Source organism: Paenibacillus pinihumi DSM 23905 = JCM 16419 (assembly GCF_000422505.1).
Classification (GTDB): Bacteria; Bacillota; Bacilli; order Paenibacillales; family Paenibacillaceae; genus Paenibacillus_D; species Paenibacillus_D pinihumi.
Genome location: NZ_AULX01000030.1, coordinates 51329 through 76957, shown reverse-complemented (window position 1 = coordinate 76957; position 25629 = coordinate 51329). Strand labels below are relative to the sequence as shown.

Below are 25629 nucleotides of genomic sequence, written 5' to 3'. Positions count from 1 at the left end.
GGTATATATGTCAGAATCAACAGAAGCAAAGATTAGAAGGATTATGAAAGAAAACATGGAACTTACCACCGATGTGGATGAAATCAAGTTAGATGATGTACTAACTAATTATGGTATCAATTCTATTGCTTTTGTTAAACTCATTGTATTACTTGAGAACGAATTTAATTTTGAAATTGAAGATGAAAATCTTGAGTATACCAAATTGTCAACTTTGAGCAGTTTGTTATCTTACATTGAGACCCGTTTATACGAATGACGCCATGGAATAAATGTCTGAGAAATATTTGATAAGCATCTCGATCAAACAACCAAAGGGAACAAGGCATCTTGGGCAAGAGGATATTATGTGTTTACAGTAGGAAATATCACAGCAGATGCAATCAAAAAATACATACAAGAACAGTTATGAACGCAGGGATCTTATGAAGACTCCAGGATCATGACCAGGATCGAGCTATGAGCAACTCAGCATTTTTATTCATTTGAGAAGGGGGTTTAATAAATGAGAATTCTTAATAAGAATAATGTGGAAAATATATTGCGGCTTACACCTGTGCAGGAGGGGATGCTTTTTCACTATCTTATGGAGCCTGCCTCTCAAATATATCATGCCCAATTGGCTATAGAATTGGAAGGCCGGATGACTCCTGTCACTTTTAATAAAGTGTGGAATAAGATCGTTGAGAAACATGAGATGCTTAGAACACTTTTCCGCTGGGAAGGTTTGAATAATCCGATTCAGATTAACCTGAAGAAGCATCTCCTTCCCATCCGTTTTTTTGACCTCTCCACGGTATCTCCGGACAATCGTGAGCGGGAGTATGCTGAAATTCTGGATAAAGACAGAAATGATACTTTTTCTTTGGATGAGGTCCCTTTCCGGGTAACCTTGTGTACCTTTGATGAGCATAAACATTTTATGCTTATCACTCATCACCATATTTTGTATGATGGCTGGAGTACATATATCCTGTTAAAGGATTTTTTCCGTTTTTACGGTCTTGAACCTGAAAATATTAAATTTCCGGCAGGCAAGGGGACTTATCAGGACTATATAAAAAATCTGGTAAGAAAAGATAAAAAGAAAGAAGAGGCCTATTGGACCAATTACTTAAAGGGGCATGATGTTGAATTAAACTGGTTCATTACCCCCCGTGATAATAAAGCAGCATTATATATGGAAGAAAAGATGGTCATCGAAAGTAAGCTGCAAAAGAGAATCGAAAGTCTTTTAAAAGAAAGGAACGTCCTCCTTTCATCCTTCTGCTATTTTGTGTATGGAGCTATGCTGAAGACGTATCAAAACAATAAGGAAGTCACCCTCGGTTATACTCTGTCTTCAAGAGGGATAGACGGACAATCTTTTGAGGATACAATCGGAATTTTTATCAATACGCTTCCGTTAAGAATAGACTTTTCAGCAAATAAAAAAATACTGGATGTTATTGAAGAGATAACACGGGCTATCGGTGAACAGCAGGAAGTATGTACGACGCCATTAGTCGATATTAAGAAATACGGCAATACGAGCGGGGAACTATTCAATTCCATTATGGTCATTGAAAATTATCCGGTGGACATGAAGAAGTTGAGTAATAGCGAATTACAGCTGAAATCCTTCGCCTCTTGGGAATTTTCCAATTATCCCTTGATTGTCGGAATTGAATTATTTGACTCTATGGAAATAACCTTCTCATATGATAAGGCTGCAATAGATCCGGTTATTATCCAAAGATTGAGCAAAGACTTTTTATTTATGCTGGAGCAGGTTGCGGCTAATCTTAACGGGACTTGCGATGAACTGAGTCTGCTCAGTCTTCAGGAGAAGAGGATCATTCTTGAAGAGTTTAATAAAGAGGATCTTACTTTGGATGCCTCTATCCCTCTAGTTAGGCAATTTGAAGAGGCCGCTCATACTTACCCTGCAAAAATGGCTATAAGTACAGCTGATGAGAAGATAGATTATAAAACACTGAATTCCATGAGCGATAATATTGCACGGGCTTTAACTGAAAGCGGCATTACTCCCGGCAGTACAATTGCCTTATTCCTTCCGAAGTCAGTAAAGGCTGTTGCCGCCATGTTGGGAGTCCAAAAAATTGGATGCTGTTATGTACCCATCGATATGTTGACCTCGGAAGAGAGACTCCGTTATATCTTAAATGACTGCCGGGCTTCCTGCGTGATAGCTGCAGGTTCAACGGCTCAAAAGGTCACAAAAGTTTATGACGGGAAAATAATTAATCTTACGCATATTGAAAATTCAACTGCTTTAGATAATTCCAGTATTGAAGTTGATATTGATATTAATAGCTGCTGTTACATCATCTATACCTCAGGAACCTCGGGGAATCCAAAAGGAGTTATGGTAAGCCATAAAAATGCAGCATCCTATGTCAATTGTTTCTCGAAAGAGTTTGCTGTTAATAAAGAAGATGTTGTTCTCCAGCAGGCATCTCTGGCTTTTGATGCGAGTATTGAGGAGATCTACCCTGCCCTGGTAAACGGGGGGGAAGTAGCCATACTGAATCATGATAATATCCTTGATATCGATGAGGTTCATAAGTTTATACGAGAACGGAAAGTATCCATTGTTTCCTGCTCGCCGCTGATGCTGAATGAACTGAACAAGCTGGAAAAGTTGAAAGATGTCAGACTGTTTATCAGCGGCGGCGATGTGCTCAAGAATGAATATATCGACCGATTGAAGCAAGACTGTTCTGTTTATAATACTTACGGACCGACGGAAGCCACCGTTTGTGCTGCATTTTATAATTGTGCAGATTTGGACGCCGGTACTACTAAAATCCCTATTGGAAAACCAATAGAAAATGCACAAATTTTTATTGTGGATGCCGAATCAAGACTTGCACCGATCGGAGTTCCCGGAGAGCTATGCATAGCCGGGCTCGGAGTCGCCAGTGGCTATTTAAATCTCCCGGAGCTCACAGCAGAAAAATTCACGACGGAGATTATAGCAGGCAAAACCCTTTATAGAACCGGGGATCAGGCCAGATGGCTTCCCGGTGGCGATATTGATTTCATGGGCCGAATTGACAATCAGGTTAGTATCCGGGGATATCGGATCGAGCTGGGAGAGATCGAATCAAACTTGCGTAATATCCGGGGGATCGAGGAAGGCATTGCCGTTGTTAATGAATATGATGACAGCAGGAAGCGAATTCTTGCCTTCTATAAAGCCGATAGCAGCTTGAGCCCCGCTTACGTGAGGGAGCAACTGGCACGCTACTTACCGGACTATATGATTCCTGCGGAATTTAAGCAGATCGAGGAGATTCCGTATACCTTAAACGGGAAGATTGATTACAAAAAATTAAATAACATGAACGCTGTCCGATTACAGGAGACTCCTTCAAGAGATGCTAACACGAATCACGAAAAAGAACTTTTGCGTATATGGAAAGAACTCCTCGGAAGGGAAATGATCGGGCTAGAGGAAAATTTCTTTGATGTGGGCGGTAATTCGATCATTCTTATTCAGCTGAATAATAAGATCAATAGTACATTCGACAAAAAAATTAAAATCGCAGAGTTGTTCCAGTATACGACGATTCGAAAACAAGCTCAATTGATTTCAGGTGGAATTGAAACCGCTATCATCAGCGAACGAATGGAGCCGAAAGAAGGAACTGCCCATGACATTGCCGTGGTAGGGATGTCCGGCCGTCTTCCTGCCGGCTCTGATATTTATGAAATATGGAACAACCTCGCTGACGGAGTCGATTCAATTTCTGTCCTTTCTGAAGAGGAGCTTGATAAGGCAAACGTTGACAGAAAGCTGCAGAATAATCCGAACTATGTGAAATCTCAGGGAGTTATGAAAGGGATTGATTTATTCGATCCGGAGTTTTTTGGTTATAAACCGAATGAAGCTGCGGTCATGGACCCTCAGGTAAGGGTTTTTCATGAAGTTGCCTGGGAAGCACTTGAAGATGCAGGGTATGATCCCGGGAAATATCCTAAACCTATCGGGATCTTTGCGAGCGCTTCCCCGAATTTGTTTTGGGAAAAGACATCCATGTTTTCGGAAATGGCGGAGAGAATCGGTTTATTTACTACAGAGCTCTATAGCAATAAAGATTATATGAGCCAGCTTGTTGCCTATAAACTTGGCTTAAAAGGTCCAGCTGTATCTTTGTATACCGCCTGTTCGACATCTCTTGTCGCGATCCATACGGCAGCTCAATCCTTATTGCGTTCAGAATGCTCTATGGCTCTGGCGGGAAGTGTAACGATCGTTCCTCTGCCGGATAAGAGCGGGTATCTTTTTGAAGATGGGATGATTTATTCAAAAGACGGCCAGTGTAAAACCTTTGATAATGACGCGGATGGTTTTGTCCCTGGCAAAGGCTCGGCAGCTGTCGTCCTGAAACGGCTAGAGGATGCACTGGCTGATAAAGATCATATTTATGCGGTAATCAAAGGATCTGCTGTCAATAATGACGGTGACCGAAAAGTCGGTTATTATGCTCCCAGTGTAGAAGGAATAGCTGATGTTATCCAGGATGCTTTAAAGGTAAGCGGGGTACCTGCGACTTCAATAAGTTACATGGAAACCCATGGAGCCGGAACAAGGATGGGCGATTTAATAGAAATAGAAGCTGCCACAAAGGCTTTTGATACGAAGGAGAAAGCTTTTTGTGCCATAGGTTCTATTAAAACTAATATTGGTCATCTTGATTGTACTTCAGGTATTGCAGGCTTTGTAAAAACCGTTCTTATGTTAAAGAATAAAACGATTCCTCCGACATTGAATTTTAATGTCCCTAACCTGGATATCGATTTAATCGACAGTCCATTTTATGTGGGGAGCGAAGCCGAAAAATTCCCGGAAACAGGTCATCCTCTCAGGGCTTCTGTAAACTCGATCGGGCAGGGCGGAACAAATGCCCATGTTATCTTGGAAGAGGCTCCGTCTTATGAGAGGAGACCGTCACAGCGATCCAATCATTTGATTCTGGTCTCCGCCATGACGGAACAATCTTTAAATGAGCTGACAGAAAAGTACATTCAATTTTTCAAGGCCAACTCTGGCCTTGCTTTGCCGGATATCGCTTATACCTTACAAGTTGGCAGAAAACATTTTAAATATCGCAGATATGTAAGTTGCAGAGATCTGTCTGAGGGGATCGAACAGCTGGAAAAAACTCAGCAGGCAGGTGTTGCCGATGAAAGCAATGGAGAGGATGCCATCTACTTTGTTTTTGGCAATGATACTGACGGCGTATTCTTTAAAAATATAGATTGCTTTTTTGCCGAGCCTTTATTGAAAAAGGAGTTGGAGCAAAACATTTTGATTGGGGATAGCGTTTCCTTCCCCGGACTCAGTGAATATTTTGCAGCGCGAATTTCCAATGCCGGCGAAGTTGCTAATGAAGAATTCAACAGAGTAATAGATACAATTTTTCTTTACTCTTATGCCAAGATGTTTATCTCTCTTGGGATTAAACCTGCCGGGGTGGCAGGATACGGGGACAATGAGATCATCGCTTTGTGTCTGGCCGGGGTATTAAGCTTTGAAAACGCCCTGGAAATGATGAAAGAAAAGGGCAGGGGGCTTGAAGGTTATGCGGGGGATCTGGCTGTTCCTTCTATCCCGTGCTGGTCTCATAAGTCCCGGAACTGGTTCTCCAGGGAAAATGACCAACTGCCTGTCTCCTTCCTGTTACAGGAGAAGGGGGAGTCCCCGGTGGAAGAGTTTGTCGAATGGGTAAATCAAAATAAAAAGGGCAGGGCAGGAATCATGTGTTTTGCCGGAGAGTCTGTTGAGCAAGAGGGAGTTACCTGCTTAAATCCTCTCGAAACGGAAAAAGACGCGTTCAACAATATTACCGGCTTTTTATGGTCAATTGGATATGCTGTCGATTGGGAGTATTTCTGCTCTACCGAACAGGTCTCACGGTTATCCTTGCCAACGTATAGCTTCAAAAAAGAATCCTTTTGGCTAGAGAGCAAAACATCCCAGGCTCTTCCCGTTGAGAACGATGACAGCCGCAAATCTTTGCCTGACTGGTTTTATGTTCCTGTCTGGAAGCAGAGTCTGCTGCTGGAGAGCACTCCAGAAAAAATAAATTCCGGTGTACTGGTTCTGTGCGAGGAAAATGATTTTTCTCAAGGGCTGATCGAATACTTGAATCATGCAGGATATAAAGTTTTTGTCGTATTTCCTGGGAAATCCTTTGCTCCTGCAAAGGAAAATTCCTATGTGCTTAATCTTGGTTGTCGTTCGCAATATAAGGAGCTGGTGACGGAAATCACCCGCGATGGTAATCAACTCGATTATATTATTAACTGTTTCGGTCTTGCAGCTGAAGATAACAGCAGGCAACGGGCAGCCGGTGATATAAATGAGACCTACTTTCTGGCTACTGTGTATATGACTGATGCGATTCAGGAATGTAATCTTCAAAATCATGTTAAGCTGATGAATCTGGCTACCAATCTTCACCGTATTTCAGGCGGAGAATCAAGAGTACCTGAGAAATCATTGGTTATCGGTGCCTCAATGGTCGCCGCTCAAGAAATCAATAATTTATCATTCCAATGCCTGGAGCTGGATGAAAAAGCACTTGGCAACAATGATTCTTCCTATAGATATATCGAACAGGAACTTAGGCAAAATTCCGAAAACCCTATGACGGCTTACAGAAATGAAATCCGCTGGGAATTGGATTATCAGCCTTTAAAACTTGAAGAATCCGTAAAGCGGAATGGGGCTCTAAAGGAACAAGGGGTTTATCTTGTGGTTGGCGGCTTGGGAGGGGTAGGATTCCACCTGTGCCGTTACCTTCTGGAGAATTATAAGGCTACAGTTATCATAACCGGAAGGACGGAGCTTTCTTCGGACACTGGCGAAAGCTCAAGGGATGCCGGTGCCGCGCGAAAAGCAGAGAGATTGAAAGAACTCCAGTCTCTAGGCTCCGAGTGTATCTACGTTGCCGCTGGTGTTCATAAATCCGAAGAAATGGAAAAGGTCTTTAAAATAATTGATGAGAAATACAGTTCTCTGGACGGGGTTATATTCGCCCCGACTTCAAGTGATTCATCTTTGTTCCGTTCACTGAATGAGCTTACACCGGATGATGTCAACTTGCAATTTGATCCGAAGATAGAAGGCGTGCAGGTGCTCGCAGAGCTTATAAAAACCCGTAAGCCGGATTTCTGCCTTTTAATGTCTTCCATTTCTTCCATTGTCGGCGGACTGGGATTTGCAGCTTACAGCTCAGCTAATATTTATCTGGATTATTTTGCTGGCACAAGGGATAGTTCAGAGACCCGCTGGATCAGTGTCAACTGGGAAGGCTGGGATATCGAAAATAAAGAAACGAGATTTGATTACAACAATGCATCCGTCACCGATTACTTTATGAGCATAGCAGAGGGGATAGAAGCTATGGAGCGGGTGCTGGCATTGCGAAATATTCCCCAGGTCGCAGTCTCATCTGTGCCATTGTCCGGAAGATTGAAAAAATGGGTTTATAAAAAGGATCTTGCGTTAAATAATGCCGCATCTGAGAAGCAATTGACTCTGCAAACCATGTCTTTAAGAGAGATTGAAGAATCTCTGGGGGCGATCGTCAGGGACTATTTCGGATTCGCTGAGATTAAAGAAAATGCTACATTTTTTGATATGGGCGCTTCCTCGCTGGATGTTATTCAGTTATGTCTGAATATACGTAAGATATTCAATATCAGCCTCACAATAGTAGAACTTTTCAGGTATTCTTCGGTGCTGGCTTTAGCTGAATATTTATATAAACTGAATGCTCCTAAAGGTGCCGATGATGTAAAAATAACGAGCGAAGAGGAATTAAGTAAAATTAAGGATAGAAAACAACGGCGACTGCAAAAACGCAAAGGGTAGGTGAATTAGCTTTGGGTCGAGAGATAGAGCCAACAGGTTTGGAAATAGCAGTCATTGGAATGAGCGGTCGTTTCCCGGGAGCTGAATCGATTGATGAGTTATACAATAACTTAAAAAATGGGGTTGAATCAATCGAGTTCTTATCCAGGGAAGAGCTTCTGGACTTGGGTGTTTCGCAGTCCGTAATCGAAAATCCAAATTTTGTTAACGCGAGATCCACATTTAAGTCTGCTGAAGAGTTTGATTCAGACTTTTTTGAATATACCCCAAAAGAAGCTTTAATCATGGATCCCCAGATTAGGGTCATGCATGAGTGTGTATGGGAAGCAATTGAAAGCGCGGGTTATGGCCCTTCAAGGTATAATAAGCCGATAGGTCTGTTTGTCGGGGGCACTTCCAATCAATATTGGGAATATATTACTTTGTTTAAACAGGTTGAAAAAGAACATATGTATGATCCTGAAAAAATTGTAGAGCTTTTTTCAAATTCCTTTTTTAATGATATGGACCTGATGTCCACCAGAGTATCCTATAAACTCAATTTACGCGGACCAAGCATGAATCTGTTTTCATCCTGTTCGACATCTTTAGCGGCTGTCCATTATGCCTGTCAGTCTCTTTTGGATGGAGACAGTGATATGGCTATAGCAGGCGGTGCCTCCATTATGACTCCTGAGCGAAATGGCTATATATATAAAGAAGGGCTGATTTTGTCCAGGGATGGCCATTGCAGAATCTTCGACAAAAAGTCTTCCGGGAGTGTATTCGGCGATGGAGTAGGGGTTGTAGTTTTAAAACGGCTGGAAGATGCGCTGAAGGATAATGATACGATTCATGCTGTTATCCGTGGATCTGCCATAAATAATGACGGTAACAGGAAAATTGGCTATGCTGCACCGAGCCTCGATGGTCAGGTCGACGTCATAAAGAAAGCCCTTGAATTTGCCGAGCTTAGCAGCGACGATATTCAATTTGTTGAGGTTCATGGATCCGGAACAAGTATAGGTGATCCGATAGAGTTTAATGCTTTAGCGGAAGTTTTTAATACTACTAAAAGGAAACAAACCGCTCTAGGCTCCATTAAGACGAATATCGGTCATATAAACAGCGCAGCAGGAGTAGCCGGACTGATAAAAGCGATTCTCGAAGTAAAGTATGGTGAGATTTTCCCGACCCTTCATTTCGAAAGTCCGAATGAAAATTTGAATTTTGAAAATAGCCCGTTCTATGTGAATACGGAGCTGGTAAATTTAAAGACAGGTAGGAATGAGAAGATTTACGGTGGCGTCAGTTCTTTTGGAGTAGGGGGGACTAATGTCCATGTTATTCTCGAATCTCCTCCTGTAGTCGAAAAAGACTCTTCCGAAGAAGAATATAAAATCATCGGTTTGTCTGCTAAGAGTGTATCCGCTCTGGATAAGCAGACTTCGAATTTATTGGATTACGTTAAGAACTCCTCCGGTGAAAGGCTGGAGGATATCTCCTACACGTTGATGACCGGGAGAGAGGAGTTCGGGTACAGAAGGGCCTTTATTTGTAAAGACAAGCAGGAGTGCATCCATGCTCTGGAAGGAAGCGCTCCTCGTCAGGTTGTGGAAAACGAGGCTCTTTTGGGCAGACATAAAATTGTTTACATGTTTCCTGGTCAGGGAGCGGAATATCCGCAAATGGGAAAAAGGCTTTATCGGCTGCAGCCGGTGTTCCGGGACGAAATGGACCGCTGCTTCGAGTATTTTAAATCCTATGCTGCTTATGATGTTAAATCTTTTATGGAGGCAGCTGCGCCTGTATCTCCTTCCGAATCCGGCAAGGGCAAATTATATCTTCTATTCAGCTTCGAATGCGCCCTGGCGAAACTACTGCAATCCTGGGGTATACATCCAAATGTGGTGATTGGGTATAGCTTTGGTGAATTGGTAGCTGCTTATATCGCCGGTGTTTTTAAGCTGGAGGATATCATTAAGTTTATAGCATTAAGAAACAATTTAATGGAAAGTGTACCCAAGGGATCGATGTTATCCGTCCCTCTCCCTTATGCCGAAGTGAAGGCTTTGCTGGACCATAATGTTGAAGTAGCAATCGATAACGGTGAAACCTGTATTGTCGGCGGTCTGGAAGAAGATGTACGGCTTTTTGAAAAACAGATGAAAAGCAAAAAAATATTCTGTTTTCCCGTGAATGTTCCTTTTGCCAGCCATACGTATGTTATGGACCCGATTATACCTGAACTTGAAGCTTTCCTGTCTCAACTGTCACTGCAAAAGCCTGCTGTACCCATTGTATCCGGAATTAGCGGGAAAGAATTATCCGCTGAGCTCGCTGTTTCTCCCGAATATTGGGCAAGACATATCGGAGAGACGATAAACTTCTGCAAAGGTGCCGAAGAGATATTTACTGCAAACAATGCTGTATTCCTTGAACTCGGGCCGGGGATGGATTTAACTAATTTATTGAAGCGATATCAAAGCAAAGCCCAGGGTTCCCGGGCATATGAGTTGGTAAAAGCCGACGGCGAAAATATTTCGGAAGAATATTATTTATATAGCCGGTTAACGGGTTTATGGACTCAAGGCATGAACGTAGACTGGCAAGGCTTTTATGGAAGCGGGGATTTTTTCAGGGTGCCTTTGCCTGCTTATCCCTTCGAGAGAAAAGTATATCCTATTTACAAAGAAGACGGTTATCTTCCTTCAGCCTCGAAGAGGCATACGGTTCGAAGTAGTGAGGTACAAGAAGCACCGGATGATTGGTATTACCAGCCTTCGTGGAAGCTTGCCCCTCTGCCGGAAGTCCAAGAGATTATTGACTCCTGTATTTTAATATTCAGTGATTCCACGGACAGGGCCAGTCAAATTAACAATCAACTTTCCAAAGGCAATAAATTAATAACTGTCATTTGCGGGGAAGAGTTCTCCGAGGTGAATAATCAGGAGTATATCATTAATCCCGGTAATAAGGCGGACTATGAAAAGCTCTTTGAAAGACTTAAATCACTAGGTAATTCCCCTGATAAAATATTGCATCTGTTTAGTGCGTATGGGGAAAATACTGCATTTGATACTGGACTTGGGTTAGGTTTTTTCAGTCTATTAAATATCTTTCAATCTTTTGAGTTCAATAAAAAGACTTCTGTTTATGTTGTATCCAAAGGAATGTACCGGGTTTATGGTCATGAACAGGTTTATCCCGAAAAGTCCCTCATGCTGGCGTTGATTAAAACAATGTCCCAGGAGAATATAAATACCGATTGTTTTTATATCGACATGGACGAGTCCACTAAAACCGGGGTTTTGCTTGCTCAATTTAATCATCTTCACTCCGCCAGAGAAATCGCTTTACGCAACAATAAGCGCTGGGAACGGGGCTATGAAAGAGTGTCGGTTGGAACGGGCGGAGAGCGGTTGAAAGATAATGGCGTCTACCTGATTACCGGAGGATTGGGAAATATCGGTCTGTCTTTTGCCGATTATCTGACCAGACAGTACAATGCCAAGGTTATACTCGTTGGCAGAACCGCTATACCGGATGAAAAGCAGTGGGACAGTATTCTTCAAAATAAGACAGACAAAAATTATAACAGGGTATTACAGCTCCATAAATTTAAAGAAGACAAGAGAGAATTTAAAATCTTTGAAGCTAATGCAGCAGACCCTGCAGAGATGAAAAAAATCGTAGCTGAATGCGAGGCGGCCTGGGGCAAGATTAACGGAGTCATACACGCGGCAGGGATTACCGGGGCTGAACTTTCCAGGACAATTTCCCATATTACTCCTGAGGAATGCTACGAGCAGTTCGAGCCAAAGATTAATGGCACCAGGGTGTTGTATGATCTGTTCAAAGATTATGGTCTCGATTTTATGTTGCTAATGTCTTCTCTCTCGCCGATCTTAGGAGGGTTGGGATATACGGTTTATGCTGCCGCCAACTATTATCTCGATGGTTTCTTTGAATCCTTGGATGAAGAAATGCGGGATTTCTTAATTTGTGTGAACTGGGAAACATGGGATTTTAAGTTTGATGAAACTGAAAGTGTTTCGAAGTTAGGTGAAAGTAATTCGATGCTCGCTATCCCGGAGGAGGAGAGTTACCGGATTTTGGAACGGTTATTGCCTCACCGGGGAAATCATTTTGTTGTTTCTTCCGGGGATCTGGCCTTGCGCATCGACAAATGGGTCGGGTTGTCTTCCGTTAAAACAGCCGATGAAGTAGCAGCAACCGCTTTGGAAGGGAAAACTTCCTTTGGCGGCCCTAGTAAAACTAGACCCCATCTGCTGACACCTTACCAAGAGGCCGAAACGGATATACAGAAAAAACTGCTTGCCATTTGGACAGACTTTTTTGGCATATCAGATATAGGTGTGCTGGACAACTTTTTTGAGCTTGGTGCAGATTCCTTGAAAGCAGTTGTAATGATATCCAAAATTTCAAAGGAGTTTAAAAATGAGCTTCCTTTAATGCAATTCTTTCAGAATGCTACTATTGCGGAAACAGCCGAGTATTTGGAAAAGTATATGACTCGTACTTCTCTTTCCATTTCCAAAGCGGAGCCGAAAGATTCGTATGCGATCTCCCCGGCCCAGAATAGACTGTACCTTATACAATCGATAGCCAAGGATAGCTGTCTGTACAATGAAACTCAGGCATTCATCATCGAAGGGGAAATAGTCTATAAGAAAATGGAGGCTGTTTTCCGAAATATTATCGACCGTCATGAAATCTTAAGAACAATCTATCAGTTGGTACAGGAAAAAACGTGTCAGGTCATCATGGACGAGCATAACTTTAGTATAACAAAACTAGTGATAGCTGATCCGGGTGCACTGGAGGCTGTGGTAGATGGTTTCCGTCGTCCCTTCGATTTGGATCAGGAGCTTCCAATCCGAATCGGCTTGGGGAAAGTCGCAGAAAACAAACATCTGCTCATCATTGATATCCATCATATAGCTACTGATGGTGTTTCTGACACAATCATCGTGAGGGATTTTGTGCATTATTATAATGGGCAAGCACTGCCGAAAATGAAAATTCAATACAAAGATTATGCCGACTGGCTGAACTCGATTGAACAGCAGGAGATTAAAGCACGACAGCGGGAATTCTGGCTGAATGAATTTAAGAACGGATATGCTGTTGTAAATCTTCCGACGGACTATAAGCGTCCGCCTATTCGTGAAGAAGCAGGCGAGCAGGTCGCTTTTAAATTTGACAAAGAAACGACCCGACTGCTGCAGGATATAGCGAAAAATACCAATTCGACTCTTTTCATTCTTCTGCTCTCCCTGTTTAATCTGCTCATTTCCCGCATGACGGGACAAGATAAGATCATGGTCGGGGTCCCTGTGGCCGGGAGGAGAAGTCCGGAACTTGAAGATTTGATTGGTGTATTTGTAAATCTGCTTGCCGTTCAAACCGAAATCGATTCTGATTTAAGTCTGGAACAATTTGTATTGCGCTTCAAAGAAAAAATGATCCGGATTTATGATAACCAGGAATACCCATTCGAGGAGTTAATCGAAGAGCTGAATGTTGACCGTGATCCAAGCCGTAATCCTTTTATTGATATTGTGTTTGTCATGCAGTCGTCCGATGATTTTGTCGCCGATTTAGCTGACTTGAATATCAGTAAATTGAATTGCCAGCACAAGGTGGCGAAATATGATCTCCAGTGTACTGCCTTTTTACAAGGTGATGAGCTGGAGCTAATTTTCGATTATAATGCTTCCCTGTTTAAAGAATCGACGATTAAAAGGATGAGCAATTGCTTTATCCGGATGGCAGGCCAGGTTAAAGAAAAAATAAATGAAAAGGTTTCCCGTTTGGATTTGATGACAAAAGAGGAGGAAGCCTGCTCCTTTATTACCGGCAGGGAGCCGGCTGCGATTCCTGCCTCTGGCACAATAATAGAGTTGTTTGATGAACAGGCTCGCAGGTATTCCTCAAAGGCCTGCGTTCGTTTTGGTGATGAGGAAATAACTTATGGTGAACTCCTGATAAGTGCCAATAAGCTGGCTAATAAAATGAGAAGAGATGGCGTCGGTCCCGGTACTGTGGTTGCTTTGTACCTCCAGCCGTCTATAGAAATGATTATTGCCATTCTTGCGACATTGAAAAGCGGCGGGGCTTATCTGCCGATCGATACGGAGTATCCCGAGGAGCGCTGTAAGTTTATGCTGCAAGACAGCGGCAGCCGCTGCTTGCTGACACAGCGTGACATTAAACATGATCATCTGTTCGAGACAGGCAACGTTTATTATGTAGGCGATAAGAGCAGTTATGCGGACGAGCCGGAACAGATCGACAATATTAACAATCCTGCGGATGTGGCGTACATTATTTATACCTCGGGGACGACCGGCAATCCGAAGGGAGTAATGGTCGAACACAGAAATTTGTATAGCCTATTCGTAAATTCCGAAGCTATTTTCGGTTTTAATGAAAAAGATGCCTGGACTTTATTTCATTCCTACTGTTTCGATTTTTCTGTTTGGGAGATTTGGGGTGCTTTGCTGTTCGGGGGTAAATTATGTGTTTTATCCCGGGAAGAAAGAAAAGATACCCGACAGTTTTTAAAGTTACTGTCCAGAGAGAATATAACCGTTTTAAATCAGACGCCTTCCTCTTTTTATAATTTAAGTAAGGAAGCCGTTTCTGATGAAGATATTTCTCTTGATATCCGTTATGTTATTTTCGGTGGTGAAACATTAACTCCGGCCAAGTTGAAGAAATGGTCAGAGCTTTTTCCGGATGTAAAATTTATTAATATGTACGGTATAACGGAGACAACTGTTCATGTCACAATTAAAGAGATAACTCCAATAGATATTGAAAATAATACGAGCAGTATCGGTACTCCTTTACCGGGTATGTGTGCTTATATTCTTGACAACAACGGTGCTCCGCTGCCTCCGGGTGTTTATGGTGAACTCTTTGTCGGTGGTGCCGGGGTGTCCAGGGGATACTTGAACAGACCGGAATTAACCGAGAAGGTTTTTCCAAAAAATATTTATCAACCCGCCGAAAGAGTTTTTAAGACCGGAGATAAAGCCCGGCTGACAGATGAAGGCGAGATTGAATATGCCGGTCGGGTCGACAGGCAGGTCCAGCTTCGCGGCTTCCGCATCGAATTGGGCGAAATTGAACATAATCTTCTGAAGATACCTGGTGTATCTGATGCGGTAGTCATCATAAACAATGGCAGTGATGAGAATTTATATATTATTGCCTATTATGTCTCAAACCATGAATATAAAGCTGAAGAAATAAAGACTTTTCTGTTAAAGGTTTTGCCTGATTATATGATTCCTTCTTTTATTCTTAAAATAGAAGAAGTACCATTAACCTCCAATAAGAAAATTAATTATATTCTTCTGCCGGATCCAAAAGAAGCGATGGAACTGGAGCAGGTTGTAACCCCCGGAAATGAAACGGAACGAAAAATGCTGACACTATGGAGTAATGTACTTCAACTGGAAGAAGAAAAAATCAGTGTGCTTAAGAACTTTTTCGATCTTGGCGGGAATTCCCTGAAGATTATGCATTTAAACCGTTTAATTCGTAATGAGCTAGAGATTGATATACCGGTAGTATATTTGTTTAAGTATACAACCATCCGATCTTTAGTTCACTTCATGAATAGTGGAGAAATTAATTCCGAATCCAATAATCATCTTACGATCGAGAGTTCTCTTGCTGAGGGCAAAAAGAGAATGGAAAATATGTTAAGGAGGAGTCGAAGAAAATAATGCGCTATAAAAATATAAAATCACAGACTGGCTTTGAAATAGCAATTATCGGAATAGGATGTCGTTTTCCGGACGCTGACACTCCGGATGAATTCTGGAAAAACCTTCTGACAGAAAAAGAATCCATTACCTTTTTTAATAAAGAGGAAACAGCGAAAAATATGCCTGCCGAGTTTCGGGTGGATGATAAGAATTATATTCCTGCCAGCGGGTATCTTGATAAACCGGACTATTTTGACGGAGCCTTTTTTGACTTTTCAAATAAAGAGGCTTTATTATTGGATCCTCAAATTCGCCTTTTTCTTGAATGTTCATGGGCGGCATTGGAAGAAAGCGGCTATGCCGATAAAATGGATAAATACCGTACCGGTGTATTCGGCACAGCCTCTGATAATTTGCTCTGGCAGGTGGCTACTGCAAGTTCCGCAGATAAACTGCTATCCGAATACTACCAGGCCTCAATACTGAGTAATAAGGATTTTTTATCAACGATTGCATCCTACAGATTGAATCTTACGGGAGCAAGCCTTGATTTGAGTACCGCTTGTTCCAGTTCCCTTGTTGGTGTCCATCTGGCATGCCAGAGTCTTTTAAGCGGAACTATTGATTTGGGAATTGCAGGCGGTGCGTGTATTAATTTTCCTTTTAAACAAGGGTATGTATATCAGGACGGGATGATTCTGTCCAAAGACGGACATTGCCGGTCTTTCGATAAAGATGCCAGCGGTACTGTAGGAGGAAATGGGGGCGGTGTAGTTCTTTTAAAGAGGCTGGATCAGGCTCTGGAAGATAATGACTATATCTATGCTGTAATTAAAGGTTCGGCAGTAAACAATGACGGCATTCGGAAAATCGGCTTTTCAGCTCCCAGTATCGATGGCCAGGCGGAAGTTATTGCTAATGCTCATTATATGGCAGAGGTGGAGCCGGAAAGTATTGGTTATGTGGAAGCTCATGGCTCGGGGACACAAATCGGTGACCAGATCGAGATCGAGGCTTTGAAAAAAGCCTTTAATTCCAAAGGGAGAAATTATTGCGCGATCGGATCGGTAAAATCCAATATCGGACATCTGGATACAGCCGCAGGGATTGCAGGATTAATAAAAACAGCTTTATCTTTGAAAAATAAGAAACTTATACGCAGTTTGAACTATAAGAAACCCAATGAAGGGATTAATTTTGAAGACAGCCCATTTTATGTGAATGAGACAACCCGTGATTTTGTACCCGTAGGAAATACCCCTTTGAGAGCGGGTGTCAGCTCTTTTGGTATCAGCGGTACAAATGCTCACCTTGTCCTCGAAGAACGTCCCGAAGAAATCGCTCGCAATAACCGGACAGAGGAAGAGGATTTTCATCTGTTATTACTTTCCGCCAAGACGGAAAAATCCTTAAAGGGTATAGCAGCCAGTTATAAAGGATATTTCGAGAATAACGATATCGATATCTCTGATGCAGCATATACTACGCGTTCCGGAAGAAAGCATTTTAACCTGCGTCGATACATTGTCTGCCGGAATAAAAATGAAGCAATAGAACGTTTAGATGCTGCCGACTTGTTCTCCGGCTGCCGCGATGTTAAATATCCCGAGAAAGAAAAGAAGATTTTTCTGCTCTTTTCTTCTGATGGGCAAATTACCACCGATAACGCCTCGGTGCAAAGTAAATATGCAGATCTCATTGCGGAATACACCGGCAGTGCCTGTGAACTCATCACTCCGGAAAATTGGGAAGCTCTAAAACAGAATATTCAAAAAGAACAAGATGTAGTTTCAGTTGTTGTTGAAGCAGGGAACTCCGCCGGTTTTAAAAAGGTCTTTGATGACTTGGCAAAACAGAATGATTGTATTGAATATATACATCTTGTTAGAGAGTCAAATGAAGCTTTAAGTAATTCTCCCTTCATTTTTAAAACTGTCGGTTCTCTTTGGGAACATGGGCTGGAAATTTTGTGGGAGAAGGTATATGCAGGTAAAGAATACTATGTTGTACCTTTACCAACTTATGTTTTTGATAAAGCCCAGTTTACCTTAAAGCTGGATAGCATTAATTTGAAACAGGAAACTCCCCTGGATAATCCGGATGAAAATAAAGATTTTAAGTTGTTCGAACGGACTTGGGAAAGCAGGCCGGCAGCAGCAGCTGCTGCCGCCATACCTGGGGATACCATTGTTTTATTCGCCGATAATTCGAAACTTCAAGAATTTTTATTAAAAGCTATGGAAAAATGGGACCGCACGATTATTGTTGTCACAAAAGGGGACTCTTTCTATAAAGAAAGCGATAGTAAGTACATCATCCGTGAAAACAATTTTGAAGATTACGTTCAATTGTTGTATCTGCTGGAGAAAGAGAAGCGCAGCACCTTAACCTATATTCATCAATTCTCTTTGACGGAAGAGGCGGCAGCCGGGGCAAGCGATTTCCCGTTTGCTCAATTGACGAATAGCAGTTATTACAGTCTTCTGCACTTGGCCAAGGCCTTGGGGTATATAGAGACAGCGAATAAGAATGAGAAGAATCTTTTTGTCATCTCCAATAATCTTCACTCTGTTGGAGGAAATGAAGAGGTCATTGTTGATAAAGCGGGTTTGACGGGGCTGATCCGCAATATTCCGATTGAGTTCCCGCTGGTAAAGCTAAAACATATCGATTTTGACTTCCTTTCGGGAAGAGTAAATTTTGAACTGATTGCCCGGCAAATTGCCGGGGAGGTCATCAGGCCGGAAGGAAGCTGCCTGCTCGCATATCGCGGGAAAAAACGTTATGTTGAAGACTTTAAGCCAATTGAAATGATGCAGGAGTTTCCTGACTTCTCTACCGAAAACAGAGGATGGAATATTCTTTTCTGTGAAGATGATCGTCTAAAAGATGATTATCTATTACCTGTCAGGTCTGCCTTGTCGGGATTGAAAAAGGGAAAACTGACCCTTGTGAGCCGGAGGCCATTAAATAATGTAAAAGCATTAGAGGAACTAATAGAAAAGGGTATCGAAGTCGAAACCGTAGAGTGTGATTTTTATAATAAAAATGAATTAGATTCCTTGTTAGCAGCCTTACCACGGGAGAGTATAGATGGAATTTTCTGTGCAGGCCTGGTTAAGGAAGATGAATATTCACGCTTTATACTAGAGGCTCATGAGCAGCAACGCGAGTTGGATTACACTGGAGAAAAATGGTCTTTTGTCATGAACTTGTTTAACGGAACAAAAGATCTGAATTATAAATTTGTTATGTTCTGTCTGCCTGGGGTTCTCTATACCGGGAAACAGAGCAATAGCCTGGGGGCAGGTTTGCTTCATGCGATCAATGGGCTTTGTGCCTATGCAGATCGTTTTAATTTGAAGAAATGGTATACCTTTTTATCGTATCCGGCACCCGATGGGCAGGATGATTCTAATATATATCCTCCTTTGTCTTTTGGTGGCAGTTCGACGGAAATCATTCTCAGTCAGCGTCATCCCCGGGAAATAATCGAAAAAAGCAGAAAATCTTATGATGAGCTTTTTAATTTATTCCTGGAGCAAAAGCGTCCTGTTGAGGAAGTATTTTATAAACCTGAATGGATAGGGCGAAAGAATATTAATGTTACCCCGGACTTCAATGAAAAGAGTTGTGTTCTTTTTGTTGGAAGCTGCAGTAAAGGGCAGATGCTTGAGGAAGTTTTTTCCACAAGGTTTAATCATGTAATCGTTGTCCGGGAGGGAGAAGGCTATTCCCGGTACGATAAAAAAACCTATTATATTAATAGTTCTAAACTGGAAGATTATTACGAACTTTTTGACACTATTCAGTCTGAAACAGGACTGCCGGACATTATTATTCATGGCTTTAATTTCAATGACAGGAGTTTGTTCTCTTCACAAAACCTGGATAAGGATTTGGACAGGGGACTGTACAGCCTTATAAATATTGCCAGGGCGATGGGACGGTTTGACACGGTCACGAAAGCAACCATCTGTTCACTAACGAATAACATCATCAAAATTCACGAGACGGATGTAATCAATCCCGGGAAAGCACCCGGACTGGCAGCTGTAAAAGTCATACCTTTTGAATATCCATCCCTGTCGTGTTTAAACCTGGATATCGATGTGGAAAATAAAAATGAATTCATAGAGATCTGCGATTCCATCCTCGTTGACATCGCTTTAGCGAGTGAACACTTTTCTGTTTTTTCATATAGAAAAGGGCAACGGTATATCGAGAGATTTGAGCAATGTGATCCCTTACCGGAAAAGAACTGGGAACCTCTGCTAAGAGAAAAAGGCATCTATTTAATAACCGGCGGCTTTGGGGGAATGGGATTTTCAATCGCAGAATTTTTGGCAAAAACGTATAGGGCAAAATGTGTTCTTGTCGGCCGTTCCCCGTTTCCTCCTGCTGAGGAGTGGAACGATTATTCCGGGGAAAGTAAGAAGACCGCCAGGTTTATAAACAAAATGCTGGAGCTTGAAGCTCTAGGGGCTGAATTTCTTGTCGTTCCAACCGACATTTCGGATAAGGAACAGGTCCGTTCATTAGCGGAAAAGATTGAGCAACGCTGGAGTGCTCCCCTTAACGGGATTATCCATACTGCCGGTCTCGTTGATTATAATGGCATTATTCAAAACCGTCCAAGAGAAAAGACTGCTGAGGCTGCAGCACCCAAAATCGAAGGGACAATTAATCTTGACCAGGTATTTAATAAGCATAAGCTGGACTTTTTCGTTTTATGTTCTTCAATCGGGGATATTATTCCGGCTTCAAAGGTCGGAGAAATAGGTTATTCTGCTGGTAATGAATTTTTAGATGCCTATACCCATTACAAAAGTGACAGCGGAGAAAAGGTCATTACTATCAACTGGAATGACTGGTCTGAAGTTGGCATGTCTGTTGATTCGCATTATAAACGGTTCGAAGGAAAAGATAGTGTTCCAGAATTTGATGAGCCTATCGCCACAAAACCGGAAGAAGGTGTCGCCGCGTTTTACCATGTTCTTCACATGAACCAGCGGCGGCTTGTAATCGCTCCTTATGATTTATCCTCTCTTATTCTTAAAGATGTAGAGATGAATTATGCCAGGATGACAAAAAGATATCTTAGCCCTGAGGAAGAAGGGCAAGATAAATTGAGCCAGAAAGAAAACGATCTGTTAAGTAAGACAGAGGATAAAATGCTTGATATTTATCGTGATCTTTTTAAAACCGATGATATCAGCATCGAGGATAATTTCTTCGATATCGGTGGGGATTCATTGATGGCGATGTCTATCCTCTCCTATATTCATGCGCATTTTGATGTAAAGTTGCCTGTGGATAAATTTTTTAATCAACCTACGATACGAGAAGTTGCAGGAAGTATCGATTCTTTAACCAAGAAGAAATTTACAACCATCACCAAAGCCGAACCTAAAGAGTTTTACACATTGTCCCCGGCCCAGGAAAGAATGTTTGTGACCGATCAAATTTATAAAGAAATGGCGCTTACGACATATAATGAACCTCATATTGTTACGTTGAAAGGCAAAGTTGATATTAGCCGGGTAGAACGGACTTTTATGATGATTGTGGATCGGCATGAATCTTTCCGTACCAGTTATCATTTTAATAATCAAACACCTGTGCAGAAAATTCATAAAGCTGTTGATTTTAAAGTCGAGGTTTTGGAGGCCGACAAGGATTCCGTTGAATCTGTTATCCGGAGCTTTATAAAGCCTTTCGATCTTGCCACGCCTCCTCTGGTAAGGGCCGGTCTTGTACGCGCAGCTGAAAATGAATGGATTCTGGTCATCGATAAGCATCATATAACTTGCGACGGCTTGTCAAACCAGATTTTATTCCAGGACTTCGTTGAACTATACTGCGGAGCGGAACTTCCTGAGCAGGCTTTGCAATATGTAGATTTTTCCGAATGGTATAACCATACTTACCGGGATAGCATGCAAGATGAAAATGAACGGTTTTGGCTGGATTTATTCAAGGATGGAGTTCCTGAATTGAAGCTTCCGTATGATCATCAAAAAACACCGGATGCTATGTTCCGCGGAGCGATTCTGGATTTTGAATTAACTCCCGAACAATCGGAAAAATGGAGGAGCGTCTTTACCGGTACTGACACCACCCAGTTTGTCAATATCCTGGCGCTGTATGCCCTTTTTCTTGCGAGAATTACCGGGCAAAAAGATTTCGTTATCGGTTCTCCTGTATCGGGCAGATGGCATAAAGATGTGAAGCCGATCGTGGGGATGTTCGTTAATATGCTTTCATTTCGTATGCGTCTTGGAGAAGAGAGTACGTTTCTGGATTTTCTTAAAGCGCAGAAAGAGCATTACCTCGGTGTTTTTGAAAATCAATATTATCCATTCGATTTACTGGTTAAAAAAGTTGTGAAGAAAAGGGATTACATGGATAATCCTATTTTTAATGTTAGTTTAGAACAGCACGAATTTAATGATGCAGGCAAAGATTCCAATGATCAGGTTGAAGACTTTACCTTAGAGCTGTATCAGCTGCCATCAGAATATATTACCGCCCGTTTTGATCTGTCCCTGCTTTTTGGGGAAAAGGGTGACCGTCTGGCCTTTAGATTCCTTTACGCCAAGGCGCTATTTAACGAGTCTACCATCGAGGAGTATCGCAAGTGCTTTACTGTTATGTTGGAGAAAATACTGGACAATCCGGCTATTCAGCTTGGGGCCTTGCTAGCACCGGATATTCCCCGTTTGCCGGAAATTAAAAAGCAGGAGGCAAGGCAGGTCGTTTCCTATGCCGATACTTCCTCTCACCAGGAAAGGCTCTGGTTTATCGACAGTTTTGAAACAAATAAACTCTACCAGGGAAGTCCGGTATATCATAATATTCCTGTTTTTGCTTCTTTGGATTTCATTCCAGACATTTCTATTCTGCAGAATACGGTGAATGCTGTTCTCAATAAATATGATGCGCTCTGTACTACTGTCCATACCCGGTCTTATAAACCGGTCCAGGTTATTTCGAAGCCTGCTTCATTTCCTGTACAGGTCCGTGCAAGCGATTTTGATGAAAGCAACAAGGACGAGTTGCTGGCGCTGGTAATCAAGGAAACTCAGGTCCCATTTGTTTTGGAAGAATCGCCTCTAATCCGGGTCATTTTATTTAAGAATTCGAATAATCGCTCTCTGCTAGTCATCGTTGCTCATCATATTATTTGTGATAATCATTCCTTGAAATTATTACTGCAGGAACTTGTTGCGGCTTACCAGGCAGGAGGAGCAGTCAAATATGATGGAGAAAATCTTCAGTATGCTGATTACTCCCACTGGCAGGCTTCGATTCCGGAGGATGTTAAAAAGCAGCTATTGATTTTCTGGGAAAATACCCTGCTTGACAAAGTGAAGCCATTAGAACTTTACAGCGACTTCCGCCGCGAAGATGTTCATATTTATCAATCGGGTATTAAAACATTTACCCTGCCTGAGGGAATTTTAAAGAAGTTGAACAACCGTTCCGGTTTACAAAATGTTGATACGGCTACCTTGTTAATGGCAGGATTTCAGGCCTTATTGTACAGATATTCAAGCACCGAAAATATCACTATCGGAAAGATGACGGATAACAGAAGTAAGGTCGGGGGAGATTCAATTATTGGGCCTTTGGCTGGTTTGCTGACCATTTCGATTGATATAGCCCCAGGTATGACTTTTGAAGAGCTGGTTATGGCGGCAGATGACTATTTAAACCGATGCAATCCCTATACGGATATTCCTTTTGAGCCTATAGTGGCCCATATTAATCCAAGAAAGGACATGAGCCGGACAGCTTTATTTGATATTCTTTTCCGCTATTCCGATATTTCTGGTGATACCGATACGTATAAATGTATGGAAGCTAACCTGGGATTGGGTAAATATGACCTGAATCTGTTAATGGAGAAAACAGCTTCTTCTGTTACCGGAACTCTTGTTTATAATGCTCTTTATTACTCCAGCACGACTATAGACCATCTGGTGCAGCATTTTACCGTCTTGCTGGATGAACTTTTTACCGATCCTCAGAAGGATCTTTTAGCTTATCCGGTTATTACCGGAGAGGTTAAGGAGGCTATGCTCGGGCTTCAGCAGCGGAATAACGCGGTGTATCCCCGGGAGCTGACTTTATTTGAGGCATTCCAAAAACAGGTGGAAAAAATGCCGGAGAAAACAGCTTTAACGTTCAATGGCCGTTCGGTTTCTTATGGGGAGCTGGAGAAGCTCTCTGTTAATCTGTCTGATTACCTGCTCGGAGCGTATCAAATAGAGCGGGGCGAAATTGTGGCGCTCTATATGCATAATTCCGAATGGATGATTATTGCTATATTAGCCATTTTAAGATCAGGTGGCAGTTATTTGCCTATCAATATTGAAAATCCGACAGACCGGATTAAATATTTTATGGAGGACAGCAAGAGTAAGGTAATCATTACGGATCAGAATATTATTAATCATGATGAGCATGAACCGGAGTTCAAGGTATTTAATGTAAACTGTTATGCAGAGAATCCTCCGGAGGTGGCGCATCGCCCTGTCCCTTCCCTGGAGCAGACCGATCCTGCCTATATAATCTATACTTCCGGTACTACGGGCAAACCTAAGGGATGTCTAATTACGCATCGCAATGTGATTCGTCTGATTCTTAACGAAGATATGCCTTTTGACTTCTCAGAAGCGGACAAATGGATTATGGCTCATGCTTATAGCTTTGACTTCTCTGTCTGGGAAATCTTTGGCTCATTGCTAACAGGAGGAGAACTGGTCATACCTTCTCTTGAGGAGATCCGGGATGTCGAGCAGTTTGTGAATATCGTAAAAAAGAACAAAATTACTGTTTTGAATCAAACTCCCGGCGCCTTTTCTGTTTTCATGCTGGTGGAGAAAAAACTTGGGGAACCTGAATTGCAGCGGCACTTAAAGTATGTTCTTTTTGGAGGAGCCAAGCTCGAGCCTTATTTACTTAAGGATTGGATAAAAAGGTACTCTTTAGATGAAATTTCGATGTGTAACCTTTATGGCATTACAGAGACAACCGTTCACACAACCTATCATTTCTTAAGGGAAGATGAGATTGTTGATAGCACAGCTATAAGTAATATAGGCGGACCTCTGCCCGAAACCGAAGTTTATATCTTGAACGATAAACTTGAGCTGGTTCCCCGTGGTGTCATCGGTGAAATCTATGTGGGTGGCTCTGGAGTGTCGGCGGGATATTTAAATCGTCCTGAGCTGAATAACACAGTCTTTATAGCCAATCCGTTTAATTCTGCCGGAATATTGTATAAGTCCGGGGACCTGGGACGATGGATTTCAGAAAGGGATATCCAGTATCTGGGGAGGAAGGACCGGCAGGTTAAGGTTAGAGGGTATCGAATTGAGTTGGGAGAGATCGAAAGCCAGCTGATGAATTATCCAGGTATCAATCAGGTACATGTGCTCCAGCAAAGGGAAACCGAAAAACTATGTGTTTATTATGAAGCGGATAAAAAGCTGGAAGCAGAGAGCATAAAAAATTATTTATCCGGGCAATTACCCGAGTATATGATTCCTTCATATTTTATGCATCTGGAAAAAATACCATTAAACAGGAATAATAAGGTTGATACGCAGGCTCTGCCTTTACCCGAAGAGCATTATGTTTCCGATGAGGAATTTGTATTACCCAGGAATGAAACGGAAGAAAAGATAAGGGATATTATTAAAGAGCTGTTAAAGATAAATAAAATCAGTGTACTGGATAATTATTTCGATATGGGAGTCGACTCGTTGATGCTGATCCAGATGAATTCCCGGATTCAGGAAGAATTGGGGATAAGGCTGCCCTTGATGGAGTTATTTAAGCATACGACCATAAGCCAGTTGGCTTATTTCATTACTTACCGGGAATCTTTCTATGAGTTTAATGAAGATAAAGCCAAACGGATGGCTGAAAGCATTTCAAATCTCGGCATGATTAAGAAGAGATTGAAAGATAAGAATGAGGAACTGTAATCAGTAATAGGTTTGGGAG

General features: G+C 42.0%; 5 protein-coding genes. All 5 read left to right on the top strand.

The annotated features are described in order from the left end of the window. The first annotated feature begins 7 nt into the window (after window positions 1-7). Window positions 8-259, top strand: coding sequence for a phosphopantetheine-binding protein (locus H583_RS0111495; protein ID WP_028560598.1), 252 nt, complete (start codon window positions 8-10; stop codon window positions 257-259). Between the two features lie 24 nt (window positions 260-283). After that, a complete protein-coding gene (locus H583_RS37985; protein ID WP_081667150.1) occupies window positions 284-412 on the top strand; it encodes a transposase in 129 nt (42 codons plus the stop codon). A 93-nt stretch (window positions 413-505) separates the two neighbouring features. Next, window positions 506-7888: a non-ribosomal peptide synthetase gene (locus H583_RS0111490; protein WP_028560597.1), complete on the top strand. Its 7383-nt coding sequence runs from the start codon at window positions 506-508 to the stop codon at window positions 7886-7888. Window positions 7889-7899: 11 nt separating this feature from the next. After that, complete coding sequence (locus H583_RS0111485; protein ID WP_154665867.1) at window positions 7900-15630, top strand: non-ribosomal peptide synthetase/type I polyketide synthase; 7731 nt, start codon at window positions 7900-7902, stop codon at window positions 15628-15630. Then, the gene (locus tag H583_RS0111480) at window positions 15630-25610 is read left to right on the top strand and encodes a non-ribosomal peptide synthetase (protein WP_028560595.1); all 9981 of its coding nucleotides are present in this window, start codon (window positions 15630-15632) and stop codon (window positions 25608-25610) included. Before H583_RS0111485 ends, H583_RS0111480 begins: the two co-directional genes overlap by 1 nt. Window positions 25611-25629 lie beyond the last annotated feature (19 nt).